At 63.6% G+C, this 16,849-nt stretch carries 17 protein-coding genes; 8 read left to right on the plus strand and 9 right to left on the minus strand.

Annotated elements, in window-relative coordinates:
• The 7 genes from KPG71_RS18315 to KPG71_RS18345 all read right to left on the minus strand — a co-directional run bounded on the left by KPG71_RS18315 (window position 1) and on the right by KPG71_RS18345 (window position 6,091).
• Complete coding sequence (locus tag KPG71_RS18315) at window positions 1-489, minus strand: Lrp/AsnC family transcriptional regulator (protein ID WP_216340016.1); 489 nt, start codon at window positions 487-489, stop codon at window positions 1-3.
• Window positions 486-935: an Lrp/AsnC family transcriptional regulator gene (locus tag KPG71_RS18320; RefSeq protein WP_216340018.1), complete on the minus strand. Its 450-nt coding sequence runs from the start codon at window positions 933-935 to the stop codon at window positions 486-488. The genes KPG71_RS18315 and KPG71_RS18320 overlap by 4 nt, the downstream gene beginning before the upstream one ends.
• On the minus strand, window positions 932-1,921 hold the full coding sequence (locus tag KPG71_RS18325) for an Lrp/AsnC family transcriptional regulator (RefSeq protein WP_216340021.1): 990 nt from the start codon (window positions 1,919-1,921) through the stop codon (window positions 932-934). Before KPG71_RS18325 ends, KPG71_RS18320 begins: the two co-directional genes overlap by 4 nt.
• Before the next feature lie 3 nt (window positions 1,922-1,924).
• Window positions 1,925-3,040 (minus strand): cytochrome D1 domain-containing protein, encoded by a 1,116-nt coding sequence (locus tag KPG71_RS18330; RefSeq protein WP_253196371.1) that lies wholly within the window; start codon window positions 3,038-3,040, stop codon window positions 1,925-1,927.
• A 128-nt stretch (window positions 3,041-3,168) separates the two neighbouring features.
• Window positions 3,169-3,471 (minus strand): cytochrome c, encoded by a 303-nt coding sequence (locus KPG71_RS18335; protein WP_367397390.1) that lies wholly within the window; start codon window positions 3,469-3,471, stop codon window positions 3,169-3,171.
• Window positions 3,464-4,249 (minus strand): uroporphyrinogen-III C-methyltransferase, encoded by a 786-nt coding sequence (gene cobA / locus KPG71_RS18340; protein WP_216340024.1) that lies wholly within the window; start codon window positions 4,247-4,249, stop codon window positions 3,464-3,466. The genes KPG71_RS18335 and cobA overlap by 8 nt, the downstream gene beginning before the upstream one ends.
• Before the next feature lie 84 nt (window positions 4,250-4,333).
• The gene (locus KPG71_RS18345) at window positions 4,334-6,091 is read right to left on the minus strand and encodes a nitrite reductase (protein ID WP_216340026.1); all 1,758 of its coding nucleotides are present in this window, start codon (window positions 6,089-6,091) and stop codon (window positions 4,334-4,336) included.
• 124 nt (window positions 6,092-6,215) lie between these two features.
• On the opposite strand from KPG71_RS18345, the gene KPG71_RS18350 reads away from it, so the two are divergent.
• From KPG71_RS18350 to KPG71_RS18385, 8 genes are all read left to right on the plus strand, one after another.
• Window positions 6,216-8,267, plus strand: coding sequence for a NosR/NirI family protein (locus KPG71_RS18350; protein ID WP_253196369.1), 2,052 nt, complete (start codon window positions 6,216-6,218; stop codon window positions 8,265-8,267).
• A 4-nt stretch (window positions 8,268-8,271) separates the two neighbouring features.
• Window positions 8,272-9,471 carry an NnrS family protein gene (locus KPG71_RS18355; protein ID WP_216340030.1) on the plus strand — a complete coding sequence of 400 codons (1,200 nt, stop codon included), beginning with the start codon at window positions 8,272-8,274 and terminating at the stop codon, window positions 9,469-9,471.
• Between the two features lie 93 nt (window positions 9,472-9,564).
• Window positions 9,565-10,017, plus strand: coding sequence for a cytochrome c (locus KPG71_RS18360; RefSeq protein ID WP_216340032.1), 453 nt, complete (start codon window positions 9,565-9,567; stop codon window positions 10,015-10,017).
• A 15-nt stretch (window positions 10,018-10,032) separates the two neighbouring features.
• Window positions 10,033-11,397 carry a cbb3-type cytochrome c oxidase subunit I gene (locus KPG71_RS18365; protein ID WP_216340033.1) on the plus strand — a complete coding sequence of 455 codons (1,365 nt, stop codon included), beginning with the start codon at window positions 10,033-10,035 and terminating at the stop codon, window positions 11,395-11,397.
• Between the two features lie 5 nt (window positions 11,398-11,402).
• Window positions 11,403-12,215: a CbbQ/NirQ/NorQ/GpvN family protein gene (locus tag KPG71_RS18370; RefSeq protein ID WP_216340035.1), complete on the plus strand. Its 813-nt coding sequence runs from the start codon at window positions 11,403-11,405 to the stop codon at window positions 12,213-12,215.
• 9 nt (window positions 12,216-12,224) lie between these two features.
• Entirely contained in the window at window positions 12,225-14,162 is a 1,938-nt protein-coding gene (locus tag KPG71_RS18375; RefSeq protein WP_216340037.1) for a nitric oxide reductase activation protein NorD, read from the plus strand.
• Window positions 14,159-14,707, plus strand: coding sequence for a cytochrome c oxidase subunit 3 (locus KPG71_RS18380; RefSeq protein WP_216340039.1), 549 nt, complete (start codon window positions 14,159-14,161; stop codon window positions 14,705-14,707). The genes KPG71_RS18375 and KPG71_RS18380 overlap by 4 nt, the downstream gene beginning before the upstream one ends.
• 5 nt (window positions 14,708-14,712) lie before the next feature.
• Window positions 14,713-14,982, plus strand: coding sequence for a nitric oxide reductase F protein (locus KPG71_RS18385; protein WP_253196370.1), 270 nt, complete (start codon window positions 14,713-14,715; stop codon window positions 14,980-14,982).
• Between the two features lie 203 nt (window positions 14,983-15,185).
• Here KPG71_RS18385 and KPG71_RS18390 read toward each other — a convergent pair whose 3' ends face one another.
• On the minus strand, window positions 15,186-15,746 hold the full coding sequence (locus tag KPG71_RS18390; RefSeq protein WP_216340049.1) for a DUF4202 domain-containing protein: 561 nt from the start codon (window positions 15,744-15,746) through the stop codon (window positions 15,186-15,188).
• Window positions 15,743-16,450, minus strand: a complete 708-nt coding sequence (locus KPG71_RS18395; protein WP_367397391.1) for a Crp/Fnr family transcriptional regulator — start codon at window positions 16,448-16,450, stop codon at window positions 15,743-15,745. Before KPG71_RS18395 ends, KPG71_RS18390 begins: the two co-directional genes overlap by 4 nt.
• Between the last annotated feature and the right edge of the window lie 399 nt (window positions 16,451-16,849).

The raw sequence follows: 16,849 nt of genomic DNA on the forward strand, positions 1-16,849 counted from the left end.
TCAGCCCTCCTTCGACCGCAGCCGCAGCCCGGTCTTTTTCAAAATGCGCGAAGAATAAAGAATGTCGCTGCTCCGGCAGGCCTGTCCCAGAAGGGCGGCGATTGCGATGCGTTTCTCCTCCACCTCGTCACGGGACACGCCGTGGATCATGGCGAACAGGTTGTAGGGCCAGTCGGGCAGAGACCGGGGGCGTTCATAGCAATGGCTGACGAACTCCAACGCGCCCACTTGCGGGCCCAGATCGGCAATGCGGGGATCTTCGACATCCCACACCGACATGCCATTCGCAGTCATGCCGAGGGCATAGTGATTGGGTGCGACCGCAATGCGCCGGATGATCCCGCGCTCCTGCATGTCTTGCATGCGCTCGATCAGGGCGGCTTCGGACAGGCTCAGATCGGCGGCGACACTGGCATAGGGATGCGGGACAAGCGGAAGGCCCGCCTGTGTCGCCGCGATGATGGCCCTGTCTGTCGAATCGATGCTCATGCCGCTACCCTGAAGCCGATGAAGAACTCCCTGAGTTTCGGGAAACGGAGCACGCGCAGCCCCGTTTCCCGTTCCAGGGACATAGCCACCGTCTCGATATCCTCTTCGGTTTCTGTGGCCAGAACGAACCACATGTTGAGCCGGTGACTGCGCTCATAATTATGCGCCACCTCGGCGAAGGAATTGACTTTTGTCACGACGGTCTCGAATTGATCTTCGGGCACTTCCATCGCGCACAGGCAAAAGGCCCCGCCCATGGCGGCGGCGTCGTAAAACGGGCCGAAACGCGTGATAATGCGTGCCTCTTTCATCCGTTCCAGCCGTTCCAAGAGGTTCTCTGTGGTGATCCCCAGTTCTTTGGCGATCGCATCGAACGGGGCCGGGGCAATCGGCATCCCGTCCTGCAGGCGATTGAGAATCGCACGGTCTGTGTCGTCGGGTGTCATGCGGGCGTCCTTTCGGGGCCGACCATCGCGCCGGTCTGTTTGAAACACCGGCTGGAAAACAATGCCCTGTGCGGCACGTCGCGCAATTCGGGCAGAGATGCGGCGGCGGTCAGTCGTTCCAGCGCCTCGGCCCGGCTGCGCGCATGGAACATGGAATACAGGCGATAGGGCCAGACGCCCTCGACCGGGGTTCGTTCATAGCACAGTGTCACGCCCGGCTGCGCGGCCAATGCCGGCCCGGCGGTTGTGATCGCTTCATGCGGCAAATGCCAGACGACCATCGCGTTCGAACGCCAGCCCAATGCACGATGCCGCACGATTACCCCGAGCCGCGAGATGATACGCGCATCGCTCAGTGCTTTGATCCGGGTCATGACCTCGGTTTCGCTGCGGTTCAGGCGGTTCGCGATTTCTTGGTAGGGATGCGGAACGATCGGCAGTCCGCGCATCAGGGACTGCACGATATCCCGGTCTCCGGGTTGCAGGGCCGAGATGTCCGGGCTGGTTGTGACGTGGTCGCGCCGTTCTCCACGCCGCAAACTGAAGCCGAGATCCAGTTTGAATGGCCGGACGAGACGCAAATCGAGTACACGCAGCCCGCTGTTCTTGCCAATGCGTTCAAGGGCCGCATCGACATGCGCCCTGTCCGGGCCGGTCGCCACGAACCAGAGGTTCCAGTCATGTTCGCGCAGGTACGAATGGTTGACGCCCTGTTCAGCGCCGATAATGCGGGCGACCTCTTCGATCCGGTCTTCGGGGGCGGCCACGGCGGCCAGCGTGCTGGCCGAGATCGTGTTGGGGGCGCAGGTGGCGCCGACACGGGTGATCTGTCCGTGCTCGATCTTGGTGCGCAGCCGGGTGATGACATCGCTTTCGCTGGTGCCCAGATGTTCGGCCAGGGTCAGAAAGGGCCGCGTGGTCACCGGGAAATCGCGCTGCCAGTCATCCAGCAGCGCCCGGTCGATGGGATGATGCACGCCCTCCATCTGTCACAGTCCCGTGCGGTGCGCGCGGGCGGTGAAAAAGATGCCCGACGGGCTTTCGGCGTCGATCTCGCGCAGTTTCTCGAATGTCTGCGTGTCGTAAACCATGATCTTCCCGGCATCGCGCACCGACAGCCATACCTCATGCCCGCGCGGCGTGAATTCCATGTGCAATACACCGGGGCCGGGTTTGAACTGATGGATGACGTCCTTCGTGATCGTGTCGATCACCTGGATCGTGTCGTTCTTCGGATGTGCGAAGTTCACCCAGACCTGCCGCCCGTCCGGGCGGGCCATGGCAAATACCGGCTGTCCGTGAGTGGCGGTGCGTCCGGTTTCCTGCAGGCTGCGGGCGTCCACCCACAGCACTTCATGCTGGCCCATGGCGGGCAGCACGAATTCATGCCCCGCCAGCGCCCAGCCCTCCAGATGCGGCATCTTGTAGACGGGCAGACCCTCGCGGCCCTCGGCATAGCCGGGAAGGATCTTCTGTGGCCGGGGGATGTCTTGCCAGAGGTCCAGCGCCGTCAGGTGGTCTTCTCCGAACAGCCCGGCGATATAGGTGCGCCCGTCGCCGGTGACTAGGGCGTCATAGGGGTTGGTCCCCATGCCCTCGATTTTCGTGATCCGGGTCTCGCCCGAGGACAGGTCGGCGATCCATGTCTCGCCCTGATCCCACAGCGAAAACACGAAGCGTCCTCCGGGGATGTCCACCAGCCCGATGGTTTTGCCCCCGGTCGGGATGTCGGCGACCAGGTCCAGCGTGTCGGCGTCAAAGATACGCACACCGCCCGGTTCGTAGTTCGATACGGCAACGTATTGTCCGTCGTCCGAAATCGCGCCGCCGATGGAATTCCCCGCCTGCATGACGCGCCCCACGACGGATTGTTCGACGATATCGACCTTGGTCAGACCGCCGTCGCGGCCAAAGACATAGGCAAACCGTTCATCCGGCGAATAGACCAGCGACGCATGCGACAGATCGCCAAGCCCTTCGATCCGCCCGATCCGGGCCCGCTCGGACTGATCCACCACCACCAGAGATCCGGTGGCGCGTTCCACCACCAGCCCCAGATCGCCGGTCGCCCGGATATCCTGGGCGGCAAGACCGGTCGCGCACATCGCCAGCGCCACCGCCGTTATCGCGCCGCGCATCGCCAAACCGCGTCTTTCACCGTTCTGGAAATACTCCGGGGGAGTCGCCCGACGGGCGACGGGGGCAGCGCCCCCGAATATACGTTGCAGTGCAGTCATTGCGTTGCTCCGTTCAGAAGGTAATCCGCGATCCAGGCGGCCTCGGCCTCGGTCAGAAGTGGACGCCAGGGGGGCATCGGGGTGCCGGGGATGCCATCCATGATCACGCCTTGCAGCACCTCGGGTTCATAATGCGACAGGGCCTCGGGGCGAATGTCCGGGCCCAGCCCGCCCCTGAGCGTCAGCCCGTGGCACGATCCGCAATCCTGCCGCACCAGACGCTCCAGCGCCTGCGCGTCCGGCCCTTCGGCCAGAGCGGGCGTTGCGATCAGCGCCAGTATGATCGCAAGCCTACTCACCGGCCATGACCGTCGCTTCGGCGACAGGTTCCGCCGCCGGGATGGGCAGATCACGGTAAAGAGACACCACATGCCCGATGACAAACAGGACCGGCGCGCGCATCGGCGTCTCGGCGATGTCCAGACCGATCCGGTCCAGTCGCGATACAAGCCGCGCCTCGCGCGGGGTCGTGGCATTCGAGATCGCCAGCACCGGCAGCGCGCCGGGCATTCCCTCGCCCATCAGGCGCAGGGCGATTTCGGCGATATTGGCCGCGCCCATGTAGACGACCAGCGTCGTGTCCTCGCTGGCAAGGCTTTTCCAGTCCAGATCCAGACGCGCATCCCTGGCCCTGTGCCCGGTGACATAGCGCACCCCGGTGGCCAGTCCGCGATGGGTCAGCGGCACGCCGGTCCAGGCGGCCATGCCCTGCGCGGCGGTGATCCCCGGTGCGTATTCCACCGCGATGCCGCAGGCCTCCAGATGCGCGGCCTCTTCCGAGCCGCGCCCGAAGATCAGCGGATCGCCCCCCTTCAGCCGCGCGACGGTCAGGCCGCTTTCGGCCAGTTCGACAAGAATTTCGTTGATCCGTTCCTGTGGAACGGTATGGCATTTCGGGGCCTTGCCCACCGGCACCATTTGCGCGGCGGCCGGGGCAAGATCGAGAATTTCGGATGAAACCAGCCGGTCGTACACAACCGCTTCGGCCTCTTTCAGCATCCTGACCGCACGCAGGGTCATCAGATCGACAGCGCCGGGTCCGGCCCCGATAAGATATACTTTGCCTGTCCCTGTCATGTTGCTGGCTCCTGTTGCGCGGGCTTTCATGAATAAACTTGGTTGGAGTGTGCCGGGGGCCGTGACAGCCCCCGGCGGAGCGCGTCAGTAAACGTCGGCGCGTGTGTTGTAGACGTTGAACTTGCCCGTCGGTGTGATCAGGCGTTCGTCCTTGATCACCGTCTTGAGCTCCAGCGTCTTGTCATCGACCACGACAATGGCCGATTCCTTGTCCTTGGCGTTCCACAGCGAGAACCAGATCTCGTTGCCGGCCTTGTTGAACTCGCCCTGCACGACGCGGGGTTGGCCATCGGCGATACCGGCCCATTCCACCAGCGGCAGAACGGTGAACTCGGGCTCTTCCTGCGCGAGGTCGGCAATCTTGAAGACCGCCACCGAGCCGGAGACTTCGGCATCCGGGTTCAGCGGCGCATCGACATAGAGGTGCTCCGATTTCGGGTGCGTCTTGACGAACAGAGACCCGCCGCCCATTGCATACACCTGCTGCACCATTTTCCAGGCATGGTCGGGATGACCTTCCGGGTCGGTGCCGATCATGGCCACGGTGTCGTCGCCGAGGTGCGAGGTCACCCATACGGGGCCGTAGGTCGGGTGGTTGATGTTGGCGCCGCGACCGGGGTGCGGAGTCAGGCCTTCGGTGTCGATCACCGCTTCGACGTCACCTTCCTTGGTGTCCATCACCACCACCTTGTTGCGGGCGTTGGCCGCCGTCAGGAAGTAGCGCTTGGAACTGTCCAGACCGCCGTCATGCAGGAAGCGTTCGGCCTCGACCTCGGTGATCTTCAGGCTCTTGATGTCCGAATAATCCACGAGGTGAATCTTGCCGGTTTCCTTGATGTTGACGATGAACTCGGGGTTGTAGTGCGAGCTCAGGATCGCCGCCACACGCGGTTCGGGGTGATAGGTCTGCTCGTCATAGATCATGCCGCGGGTCGACTTGATCTTGAGCGGCTCCAGCGTGTCGCCGTCCATGATCACGTATTGCGGTGGCCAGTAGGACCCGCCGATGGCGTATTTGTCTTCCCAGCCTTCCATCTTCGACGTTTCGATCGACCGCGCCTCGGAACCGATCTTGATTTCGGCCACGGTGGCGGGCTCTTCCATCCACAGGTCGATCATGTTCACCTTGGCGTCGCGGCCAATCACGAACAGATACCGGCCCGAGGCCGAGATACGGCTGATGTGAACGGCATACCCGGTGTTGATGATCGACTTGATCTCATAGCTGGAGCCGTCGATCAGGGCGATCTGGCCCGCATCGCGCAGCGTGACCGAGAACAGGTTGTCGATGTCGATATCGTTCATCTTCTCGGTGGGCCGGTCTTCAGGCGCAATATGGACTTTCCATGTGGCCTTCATCTCGGGCATGCCGAATTCCGGCGGCTCGGCCGGGTCCAGCAGGATGTAGCGGGCCATCATGTCGACTTCTTCTTCGGTCAGGTCGCCCGAGGTGCCCCAGTTCGGCATACCTGCAGGCGAACCGTAGGTGATGAAGTCGCGCAGGTACTCGAATCCGTTTTCACGCGTGATATCGGTGGTCAGGGCCTTACCCGTCGCACCTTTGCGCAGCACACCGTGGCAACCGGCGCAACGCTCGAAATAGATCGTGTTGGCCTTTTGGTATTCGCTGGGCGTCATCACCGGGTCACCCGGCTTGCGACCGGGAATCTCGACCTGGAGCTGGCCCAGTGTCGTCATGCTGGGCTCATACGCGGCGGCGGGGCCGTCGGCATGGTCCTTTGGCTTTTCTTCCTGCGCATTGGCAGCCGATACGGCAAGCCCCATGGCTATGGCAGCACTCGACAGGAGCGTCGTGCGCCATTTGGAAATCTTCGGTTTCATTTGGGTCGTCTCCAATTCCGCTGGTGAGGCCCGCCAATGGTGCGCCTCGTGGGCGGAATGCTCCTTGACTAAAGTCAACGCTTGTTGGGCGCTCCGGCGCGACTGTTGCGTCATGACCCGGATCATGACCCTTTGCCTGGCTATTCTGCTGCTTGGTGCGAGCATCGCGTCAGGCCCGCGTGCGGCGATGGCACAGGGCGTGGCACGCCCTTCCTCGGAAGAGGCTGCGCGCGCCGCCGCGCCTGATCGCGCTCTGGCGCAAACCCTGTTCGGGTTGGCCACCTTGCCCACGATCCTGCGACAGGAGGGGCCGGTTGCGGGCTGGCAGGTCAGCGATCTTGACGGACCGGTCGGCTATATCGCCTCGACATGGGAAATCGCGCGCTCGGTCGGGTATTCGGGGCGGCCTCTGGATGTGTTGGTCGCCGTGGACAACAGCGCTCGTATCGCCGGGGCGCGACTGATGCGCCATTCCGAGCCGATTCTGACGCTGGGCCTGTCCGACGAGGACATTTCCAGTTTCGTCGGCGGCTTCGCTGGCACCGATCTGGCCGCGCCCGAAGGCGCGGGGGACGGGCCGGACATGCCCGACATCATCTCGCGCGCGACGGTGTCAACGGGCGTGATCCGCGATTCGATCCTGCGCACCGCCCGCACGCTGGCCATCGCACGCGGTATTCTGCCGGGCGGTGGAATCGACCGCGTCGGGTTTGTCTCGCGCAGCTGGGCGGACCTGATGGGGCAGGGGGCCATTGCGAGCGGTATGGTGACACTGAGCGAGGCCCGTGCACGCCTCGAAGGGGCCAAGGTGGCGATCCCCGAGGGCGACGCACCGTTCATCGACCTGTACGTTGCACTGGCCGATCCGCCTTCGATCGGACGCAACATTCTGGGCCAGCAGCAATATACGCGCGCCGTGGGGGCGCTGGCCCCCGGTGAGACCGTGTTGTTCGTGGCCTCGCGCGGGGTCTATTCGCATCGTGGTGTGGACTGGCGGCGCAGCGGGGTGTTCGACCGCATTACCGTCATTCAGGGCGAGGCGCGTATCGCCGTGGTCAAACCGGGCTATACCCGGATCGACGCGCTTGCCGCGCCGGATGCCCCGGATATGAAAGAACGCAGCCTGTTCCGTCTGCCGGGCGAAGGGTTCGACGCCACGCAGCCTTTTACCGTGGAGCTGACGGCCACCCGCCCCGCCACAGATGGCGGCGAGGTGCAATTCACCCTTTCGATCCCCTACCAGTTGCCCGGTGCCTATATCACCGAACCGCCCGCAGGCCCCGCCCCGCTTTGGCAGGCGCAATGGCAGAACAAGCGGTTCCAGGTGGCCAGCGTCGCGGCGATGATGGGGGCGCTGACCCTGATCATGCTGTTTCAGGAAACGCTGGTGCGCCGCCCGAAACTGTGGCTGCGCCTCCGCCTGAGCTTCCTCGCGCTGACGCTGTTCTGGCTGGGCTGGGGGCTAAACGGGCAGTTGTCGGTCGTGCAGGTGGTGGCCTTCGTGCAATCCCTGCTGTCGGGGTTCAACTGGGAAACCTTCCTGATCGAGCCGGTGATCTTCACCCTCTGGGCCGGTGTGGCGCTGGGCCTGCTGTTCTGGGGGCGGGGGGTGTTCTGCGGCTGGTTGTGCCCCTTCGGCGCGTTGCAGGAGCTGATGAACGCCGCCGCGCGCCGCCTTGGCATTGCGCAAATCGCCGTGCCGCACGCCCTGCATGAACGGCTCTGGATCATCAAGTACACGCTTTTCGTGGCGATCCTCGCGCTGTCCTTCTATTCGATGAAACATGCCCTGATCCTGGCCGAGGCCGAACCGTTCAAAACCGCCATTTCCATGCGGATGCTGCGCGCATGGCCCTTCGTGGCCTTCGTGCTGGTGCTTCTGGTGGCGGGTCTGTTCATCGAGCGATTCTATTGCCGCTACCTGTGCCCGCTGGGGGCCGCACTGGCGATTCCGGCCAAGCTCAGGATTTTCGACTGGTTGCACCGCCGTCCGCAATGCGGGCGCGAATGCCGTTTGTGTGAGACCAAATGCACCGTCGGGGCGATCGACCCGATCGGGCGCATCAATCCCAATGAATGCGTACTTTGCCTGCGCTGCCAGGTGGTGATGAACGATCCCGCCACCTGCCCTGTTCTCAAGCGCCGCGCGCGCAAAGCCGCCCCTGCCGGAGACTGATCCGATGATCGCGACACTGAAACGAGTCCTGGGCGAGCCCTATCGCGTGTTCTTCATGGCGGCCGGTCTTTATGCCGTCTGTGCCCTTCTGGTCTGGGAAATCTGGCTGGGGGTGCATACCGCCGGAGGGATGGTCAACGACATGCCGTTCGCCGCCGCGCCGCATCTGTGGCATGCCCATGAAATGATCTTTGGCTACGCTGGCGCCGTATTGGGCGGCTTTTTCCTGACGGCGGTGCCCAACTGGACAGGATCGCGCGCGGCGGCGCAGATATTCGTCACACTGGCGGCGCTGGTCTGGCTGGCCGGGCGCGCCGCAGTCTGGGTGTCGGGGGGCTTGCCGCCCGTGTTGGTGGCTGTGGTCGACCTGGCCTTCCTGCCGATGCTGGGGGTCAAGATCGCGCTGATGCTGGTCAAACGGCCCAAACCGCAGAATGTCGCGTTCCTGGCGTTTCTCTCGCTTATCTGGCTGGGCAACCTTTTGGTGCATCTGGAATGGATCGGCCTTACGGACGATACGCTGTATACCGGGCTGCGCGTGGGGCTGTTTTCATTGTGCCTGATGATCGCCGTGCTGGGCGGGCGGGTGACGCCGGGCTTTACCCGCAACGCCATGAAACGCGCCGGTGTGGCCGACTCCGACCTGCCGCGCAGCCGCAAGCCCCTGGATATCGCCGCCATCGCCCTGATCTCGCTGACAACGCTGGCGTTGCTTGTCGGTGCGCCGGATGTCCTGACCGCGTCGTTCGCCATCGCGGGCGGGGTCGCGCAAATTCTGCGAATCGCATTCTGGGGATCGCTTTGGACATTGCGGCAGCCCATCCTCTGGGCGCTGCATCTGGGGATGGGGATGCTTGGCGCGGGTCTTGTCCTCTGGGGCCTCAGTGCGTTCGGCCAAGGCAGCGAGGTTGCCGCGCTGCACGTTCTGGGGATCGGCGCGGTGGGCGGTATGACGCTGGCGGTGATGAGCCGGGCAATCCTTGGCCACACGGGCCGCGCGCTGGTTGCGCCGGGGGCGGTGGCGCTGGCCTATGGCCTTGTCGCGGTGGCCGCCGGGCTGCGCTGGACTGCATCCAGCCTGTCGATGGATCTGTATTTCCCGATGATGCTGGTCGCCGGTGCAATGTGGATCGCGGCCTTCACGCTCTATCTCGTGGCACTCTGGCCCGCCTTCACCGGCCCCCGCCTGCGCGAGGAAAAATGACCCGGTGGTCGCACCGTTGACTTTGGTCAAGGAGATGGACACCGCGCGCGCCGATGCTGTCCCCATCGGAACTCACGCGCAAAGGAGAGCATCATGCGCGAAGTCATGACCAAGAGCATGGCCCGGAACATATTTTATGGCGGGTCACTGTTCTTCATCATCATCTTCATCGGACTGTCGGTGCATTCGCACCGCTATATCGTGACCACCTCGACCAATGCCGAAACGCTGACCGAAAGTGTCGTGCTGGGCAAAAAGGTCTGGGAGGACAAAACCTGCATCAACTGCCACTCGATCCTCGGTGAAGGTGCGTATTTCGCGCCGGAACTGGCCAATGTGATGACCCGTTGGGGCGCCACGGACGATCCCGAAGCCGCTTATGAGATGCTTGACGGTTGGATGAAATCGCAACCCAGCGGCATCGAAGGCCGCCGCCAGATGCCGTTCTTCGACCTGAGCGAAGAGGAAACACGCGCACTGGCCGATTTCCTGCTCTGGGTCGACGATATCGACGCGCAGGACTGGCCCCCGAACGACGCGGGCTGAGAAAGGACCGGACCCATGAAATACGAATCACAAAAAATCGCGCTTGCCTATTTCGGTGTGGCGCTCGGGCTGTTCGCCATCCAGATCATTGGCGGCCTTCTGGTCGGCTGGGTCTATGTCAGCCCCAACTTCCTGTCCGAACTCGTGCCCTTCAGCACGCTTCGGATGCTGCATACCAACTCGCTGATCGTCTGGCTGTTGCTGGGCTTCTTCGGTGCGGCCTATTTCCTGATCCCGGAAGAGGCCGAGCGTGAGATCCATTCGACCAAACTGGCCTATATCCAGCTTGGCATTCTGGTGCTGGGCACGCTTGGCGTGGTCGTGACCTACCTGTTCAACCTGTTCGAGGGGCACTGGCTTCTGGGCAAGGAAGGGCGCGAGTTCATCGAGCAACCCGTCTGGGTCAAGATCGGCATCGTCGTGGCGGCCCTGATCTTCCTCTACAACGTCACCATGACCATCCTGCAGGGGCGGAAAACCGCGATCTCCAACATCCTGATCCTCGGGCTGTGGGGGCTGGCGCTGTTGTTCCTTTTTGCCTTCTACAATCCGCATAACCTTGCCGTGGACAAACAGTATTGGTGGTACATCGTTCACCTCTGGGTCGAAGGCGTGTGGGAACTGATCATGGCGTCGATCCTGGCCTTCCTGATGCTCAAGCTGACGGGCGTGGACCGCGAGGTGGTGGAAAAGTGGCTTTATGTCATCGTCGCCGCCGCGCTGTTCTCGGGCATCCTCGGGACCGGACACCACTATTACTGGATCGGGACGCCGGGTTACTGGCAGTGGATCGGCTCGATCTTCTCCAGCCTCGAAGTGATCCCGTTCTTCGCGATGATGGCCTTTGCCTTCGTGATGGTCTGGAAGGGCCGCCGCGATCACCCGAACAAGGCGGCGCTCCTGTGGTCGCTCGGCTGTGCCACGCTGGCCTTCTTCGGCGCGGGCGTATGGGGCTTCCTGCACACGCTGCACGGGGTCAACTACTATACCCACGGCACGCAGATCACCGCCGCGCACGGGCACCTTGCCTTCTACGGCGCCTATGTCTGCCTGAACATCGCGATCTTCACCTATGCGCTGCCGATCCTGCGCAACCGCGATCCCTATAACCAGGTGCTGAACATGGCCGCGTTCTGGCTGATGTCGGGCGGGATGGTCTTCATGACCTTCACCCTGACCTTCGCGGGCACGATCCAGACCCACCTGCAACGGGTGATGGGCGACTATTACATGGACGTTCAGGACCAGCTCGGCCTGTTCTACTGGATGCGCTTCGGTTCGGGCGTGGTGGTGTTCATCGGGGTTCTCCTGCTGATCTACTCGCTGGCCCTGCCCCGTAAGGAAGTCATCACCACCGACGCATCGGTCGCAGCGGAGTGAACCCCATGGACGGACATATCGACCTCCAACAGAAGGGGGCGGCCGACGCCCCCTTCTACCTGGCCCAGGGCGACGAATGCGCGCTGTTTCACGCGGCCAGCGAAAACGATCTGCCGGTCCTCCTGAAAGGGCCGACAGGCTGCGGCAAGACCCGGTTCGTGGCGCATATGGCCGCGCAACTTGGCCGCCCGCTCTATACCGTGGCCTGCCATGACGACCTGTCGGCGGCGGACCTGATCGGGCGCTACCTGCTCAAGGGCGGGGAAACCGTGTGGGTCGACGGCCCCCTGACCCGCGCGGTGCGCGAGGGCGCGATCTGTTACCTCGACGAGGTGGTCGAGGCGCGCAAGGACGTCACCGTCGTTCTGCACCCGCTGACCGACGATCGCCGCATCCTGCCGATCGACCGCACCGGCGAGGAAATCGAAGCCGCCCCCGGCTTCATGCTGGTGGCCTCCTACAACCCCGGCTACCAGAATATCCTCAAGACCCTGAAACCCTCCACCCGGCAGCGCTTCGTCGCGATGGAGTTCGACTTCCCCGCCCCCGATCTGGAAACCCGGATCGTCACGCAGGAAAGCGGCCTGTCCGAAGACCGCGCCGCCGCACTGGTGCGCCTTGCCGGCAAGCTGCGCGCGCTCAAGGGGCAGGATCTGGAAGAAGGGGTTTCGACCCGCCTCGTCATCTATGCGGCCACCCTGATCGCCCGCGGCATGCCCGTGGAACGAGCGGTCGAGGCGGCGATGATCGAACCGCTGACAGATGACGCGGATACCAAACGCGGGCTCCTCGATCTTGTGACGGCCATCTTTGGGTGAGGTATGGTCATGACCAGGATTGAAATCGAGCCATGGGAACCCGAAGAAACCGTCGGGAAACTGTGGCACGCTTTTGCCAGCCGTCTCGATGCGCCCCAGGTGCATCACGGAGCCGCGGTTGACCTCTCCGAGGTCAGCGGGCGGCTGGCAGTCCTATTCCGGGGCCTCGGCGGGGCGCATTCGGTCGAGATCAGGCCGGTCTCGCCCGAGGTTTCGCGCCACCGTCTGGGCCTCCTGCGCCGCCTCGGCACCGAGGCCGAGATCACGCCGCGCGCCAGTTTCGACGGCGAGGCGCTGCGCCTGCCCGACACGCTGGCCGTTTTCCCCGACCGCGAGGCCAATGGCGCACTCTACCTGTGGCTGGTGGCCGCCGTCGCCCATGCGCCGGCGTTCCAGCCCGAAACCGATCCGTTGCGCGCCGATCTGCGCGCCCTTGCCGCGGCGCATATCATGGCCGCAGATGCGCTCGACGCCGCACCGGGGCTGCGCGATCTTTATGCATCGCTTTGTGCCGCCACCCTTGCACAGCGCAGCCGCCAACCCCTGCCGCGCACCGAACAGGCGGTCGAGGACACGATCCGCCAACTTCTGGGCGATCCGGCGCCTCTGTCGCCACAGGCGCAAACCCTGTTCGACACCGTGATTTCGGGCGATCCGGGGGCATCCGCTGCCCCGCGCGGCTATCGCCCCTTCCTGCCGGTGCCGCTCTGGCCCGACCTGCGCGAACTGGCCTTCAGCGCCGGAACCGAAGTGGAAAGCCGCGACACCGACGGCCCTCCCGAAGAGGCCGGGCAGGGCACGCATCGCGCCCGCCGCCGCAACGCCGATCAGGCCGAGCGCAGCGACAGCCTGATCCTGCACAAGTTCGAGGCGATCCTCAGTTGGGCGGAGTTCCTCAACCTCAACCGCCGTGTCGACGACGACGATCCCGACAGCGCGAAAAAGGCCGCTGACGATCAGGACGAGATCGGCCTGGGCCAGATTTCCAAAGCCCCGGCAACGCGCCTGAAACTGCATCTCGATCTCGCCCCCGAGGACGTCGACCGTGAACGCCTGTCCGGCGTCCTGACCTATCCCGAATGGGACGTACGCAGCGGGCAATACCTGCCCGATCATGTGCGCGTCCTGACCAGTTTAGCGGACGACGACGATAGCCTCCCGTCGTTCCGCGAAGACCCGCGCGCCGCGCGCCGCATCCATCAGGTCAAGCGCCAGTTCGAAGCCCTCCGTCCCGGCCGCATCTCCATTCCCGGCCAGTTGGACGGCGATGAGCTGGATATGGAAGCGGCGGTGCGTGCGCGGGTTGATATTCTGGCCAACGGTGCGGGCTCCAACCGCATCTGGCGCCAATCGCGCCCGGTCGCCCGCGATCTGGCCGTGTCGATCCTGCTGGACGTTTCGCGCTCGACCGAAAGCGCCGTGGGTGACCGCGCCGTGATTGACATCGAACGCGAGGCCCTGGCCGCACTCGCCTGGGGTCTCGACGCTTGCGGCGACGATTTCGCGATCCATGCCTTTTCCTCGCTCAAGCGCGACCGCGTCTACATGCAGGAATGCAAAGGCTTCGGTCAGCCGATGAACGCCAGTGTGGAACGCCGGATCGGCGCGCTGCGCCCCGGTTTCTACACCCGGCTTGGCGCGGCGGTGCGGCATTGTTCGGCGGACCTGTCCGCGCAGGCGCGCAAACGGCGGCTGTTGCTGGTGATCACCGATGGCAAGCCCAACGACCTCGACCATTACGAAGGCCGCCACGGCATCGAAGACACCGTCATGGCCGTGCGCGAGGCCCGCCGCGCGGGGCATTCGGTGTTCGGCGTGACCGTGGACAAACAGGCCAAAAGCTGGTTCGCCCGCATGTTCGGGCGCGGCGGTTTTCACGTCATCCCGCATCCCGAACGCCTGACCGAAGCCTTGCCGATGATCTACCGCGAACTGGTGGGGGCATGACGGACGACAGTGTTCTGGACGAGCTGCCCGGCGATCTGATGATCTGGGTTCTGATCGTCAGTGAACTGCTGGTGTTCGGGGCGGGGCTGGCGGCGTTTCTGGCGGTGCGCATCACCGATCCGTCAGGCTTCGCCGAAGCGCAGGACGCATTGCATCGCACCGGGGCCGGGATCAATACCGTTGTGCTGGTCACCAGCGGGGCGCTGGCCGCATGGGCCTTGCGCCTGCGCGAAGGCGCGCGCCGGGGCGCGGCCCGTTTGGCACTGATCGCGGCGGCCCTGTTGGGGGTTGTGTTCCTGTGGGTCAAGGGCGCGGAATACGCCGCCAAGACCGCGCATGGCATTGGCTGGGATACGCACCCGTTCTATACCTTCTACTACCTTCTCACGGGGTTTCACGCCGCGCATGTGGTGGCCGGTGTTCTGGTGCTGTTGCTGGTCGCGTGGAAGGATGCGCCGCGCAATATCGAGGCCGGAGCCGCCTTCTGGCACATGGTCGATCTGGTCTGGGTGCTGCTCTTCCCCGTCATCTATTTGCTGAGGTAATCGCGATGCCGGCCGATCCCCTGTTGCGCGCGTGGCTGTGGCTGATCGGCCTCAGCCTCGGCTCGACCGCCGTATCGCTCTGGCACTGGCCGCAATCCTTCGCGGCGCTGGCAGGGGCGGTGATCCTCGTTCTGGCATGGCTCAAGGCGCGGGTGATCCTTGCCCGCTATCTCGGCCTGTCCGCCGCGCCGTTCTGGCGGCGCGGGTTCGAGATTTCTCTGGCGTTGTTCTGCCTGCTGCTTTTGGGCCTCTACCTTGCACCGCTGGCCGTGTAAGGCGCGTGAATGTCGTGTTTGCGTGTCCGGGCGAATCTTAACGAAACCTTTGCCCAACCCGCATGAAAGCCACCGCACGCCTTGTTACCCGGGGCCGAAACCGATCTTCCCACCGACGCAATACCGACGTGATACCGATGCAATGCCGATCTGGATTGTTTCGGTATTTCAGCCTGTTAACCGTGATTCGGCCAGGGCACCCGTCAGACGCGGAATTTCTCGGCGAACGCCTCGGGCAAGTCGAACTCGTCCAGCACCCGCGCCCGACCCTCTGCCGACATCTTGCGTGCCGTCTTGGCGACGATCCTGTCCAGCTTGTCGGGGTCTTGAGTGCCTGCGAACGGGGAGAAATACCATTTCAGGAAGACGAAACAGATCACGTCCTCCAACGCCTGCACATCCGCATCGCGTTTGATCCCTTCCTTGCGGATCATCCTGCCCGCGGCAGCGGCGTCATCCTCTGAATATCCCGCCTCTTGCATGATCCCGCCCACCCGCCGGGCATGGTGCTTTGCCAGCTCGCTGCGCCATGTCAGGTATCCGGCGCGGCCTTCTGGAAAATCCTTTCTTTTCAATGTCCAACGCTCGATATGTTGGCCCCGTGCCGCGATTTTCAGGGGGGCTGAGGCATTGGGAAACAGCCGCTCCATCTCGGCACTCATGCGCTGCCCGTATAGCTGCGCGGCAGGCTGCCCGTCTTCCTGCGTCGGATCGGCGGCATTGGCCGCGTCGATCATGGCAAAGGCCTGTTCCAGCCGGTTCATGTCGCCTTGTTCCATGCGGCTGCGGGATCTTCCTCGGCATAGTCGCGCAGCGCCCCGATATCCTTGATCGCGGCGTGGTTGCGCGAAATCGTGACCCCGACCGGTTTGAGCTTGGCAAAGGCCCGCGACAGGCTCTCGGGTTTCATCCCCAGCCGCCCGGCGATCAGAACCTTGTCATACGGCAGCGTGACGATGCATTCCCCTTCGGTGCACTCGCAGAGTTTCAACAGAAATTCCGCCACCCGCTGCGCCCCCGTCTGCGCCTTGATCTGCTCGACCTGGCTGACCAGTTCGTGCAGGTGCTGAAAGGTCGACGCCAGAACCGCAAGCGCCACGTCTGGCTCTTTTCGCATGGTCGAAATGAAGCTGCGGGCCGAGATCAGCAGCATGGTGCAATCCGTCACCGCCTCGGCCGACACCGGGTAATCCCCGCCGCGAAAGGCAATCGCCTCGCCAAAGCTGTGACCGCGGGTAAATACGTTGACCACGGCCTCGTTTCCGTTCGGCCCCACGCGGTACAGCTTTACCCAGCCGTTCAGAACCACATGAATCGATTGGGCGGTTTCCCCCTGAAGAAAAAGCGTTTCGCCGCGTCCGTAATTGCGCTTGATCGCGTCGGACAGAAGGGTTTCGACGATCGGCGCTGGCAGGTTGCGCAGCAACAGGGAGTCGTGGGCCGCGTCGATATTCTGAAGATGCGCCACGGCATGCCTCCTGCGTGCTTTGGTAGGCGGAAATGACCTCGATCCAATAGCATTCGAATACCTGCAAACGCGCATCTTCTCAATGGCTGGTTCGGATTTTCGGAAGCGTGAAGGCGTTCGGGCAACGTGCCTTGCGTCCGGCTTTGCCCGTCAACAGCATGAAATGCAGGGCAAAGCATCTGCCGGAATGTCGGGAATGATCAGTATCGTCGCAATCTGTTGTCCTTTCCTCGGATATGCGCATGCTATGACGTAATGCAATAAACTTTCATCAGGGAGAGAATGAGATGTCGTCAGCGGGTGAGAATCTTCGAGTGAACGGAGACAGGCTGTGGGACAGCCTGATGGAGATGGCGCAGATCGGGCCGGGTGTGGCGGGGGGGAACAACCGCCAGACGC

It is taken from the genome of Roseovarius sp. PS-C2, from assembly GCF_018862045.1.
Classification (GTDB): Bacteria; Pseudomonadota; Alphaproteobacteria; order Rhodobacterales; family Rhodobacteraceae; genus Roseovarius.

What these genes read in the sequence shown, in the direction of transcription:
- KPG71_RS18315 (WP_216340016.1), bottom strand. Translation starts at nt 489, where the DNA reads ATGAGCATCGATTCGACAGACAGGGCCATCATCGCGGCGACACAGGCG.
- KPG71_RS18320 (WP_216340018.1), bottom strand. Translation starts at nt 935, where the DNA reads ATGACACCCGACGACACAGACCGTGCGATTCTCAATCGCCTGCAGGAC.
- KPG71_RS18325 (WP_216340021.1), bottom strand. Translation starts at nt 1,921, where the DNA reads ATGGAGGGCGTGCATCATCCCATCGACCGGGCGCTGCTGGATGACTGG.
- KPG71_RS18330 (WP_253196371.1), bottom strand. Translation starts at nt 3,040, where the DNA reads ATGTGCGCGACCGGTCTTGCCGCCCAGGATATCCGGGCGACCGGCGAT.
- cobA (WP_216340024.1), bottom strand. Translation starts at nt 4,249, where the DNA reads ATGACAGGGACAGGCAAAGTATATCTTATCGGGGCCGGACCCGGCGCT.
- KPG71_RS18345 (WP_216340026.1), bottom strand. Translation starts at nt 6,091, where the DNA reads ATGAAACCGAAGATTTCCAAATGGCGCACGACGCTCCTGTCGAGTGCT.
- KPG71_RS18350 (WP_253196369.1), top strand. Translation starts at nt 6,216, where the DNA reads ATGACCCTTTGCCTGGCTATTCTGCTGCTTGGTGCGAGCATCGCGTCA.
- KPG71_RS18355 (WP_216340030.1), top strand. Translation starts at nt 8,272, where the DNA reads ATGATCGCGACACTGAAACGAGTCCTGGGCGAGCCCTATCGCGTGTTC.
- KPG71_RS18360 (WP_216340032.1), top strand. Translation starts at nt 9,565, where the DNA reads ATGCGCGAAGTCATGACCAAGAGCATGGCCCGGAACATATTTTATGGC.
- KPG71_RS18365 (WP_216340033.1), top strand. Translation starts at nt 10,033, where the DNA reads ATGAAATACGAATCACAAAAAATCGCGCTTGCCTATTTCGGTGTGGCG.
- KPG71_RS18370 (WP_216340035.1), top strand. Translation starts at nt 11,403, where the DNA reads ATGGACGGACATATCGACCTCCAACAGAAGGGGGCGGCCGACGCCCCC.
- KPG71_RS18375 (WP_216340037.1), top strand. Translation starts at nt 12,225, where the DNA reads ATGACCAGGATTGAAATCGAGCCATGGGAACCCGAAGAAACCGTCGGG.
- KPG71_RS18380 (WP_216340039.1), top strand. Translation starts at nt 14,159, where the DNA reads ATGACGGACGACAGTGTTCTGGACGAGCTGCCCGGCGATCTGATGATC.
- KPG71_RS18385 (WP_253196370.1), top strand. Translation starts at nt 14,713, where the DNA reads ATGCCGGCCGATCCCCTGTTGCGCGCGTGGCTGTGGCTGATCGGCCTC.
- KPG71_RS18390 (WP_216340049.1), bottom strand. Translation starts at nt 15,746, where the DNA reads ATGAACCGGCTGGAACAGGCCTTTGCCATGATCGACGCGGCCAATGCC.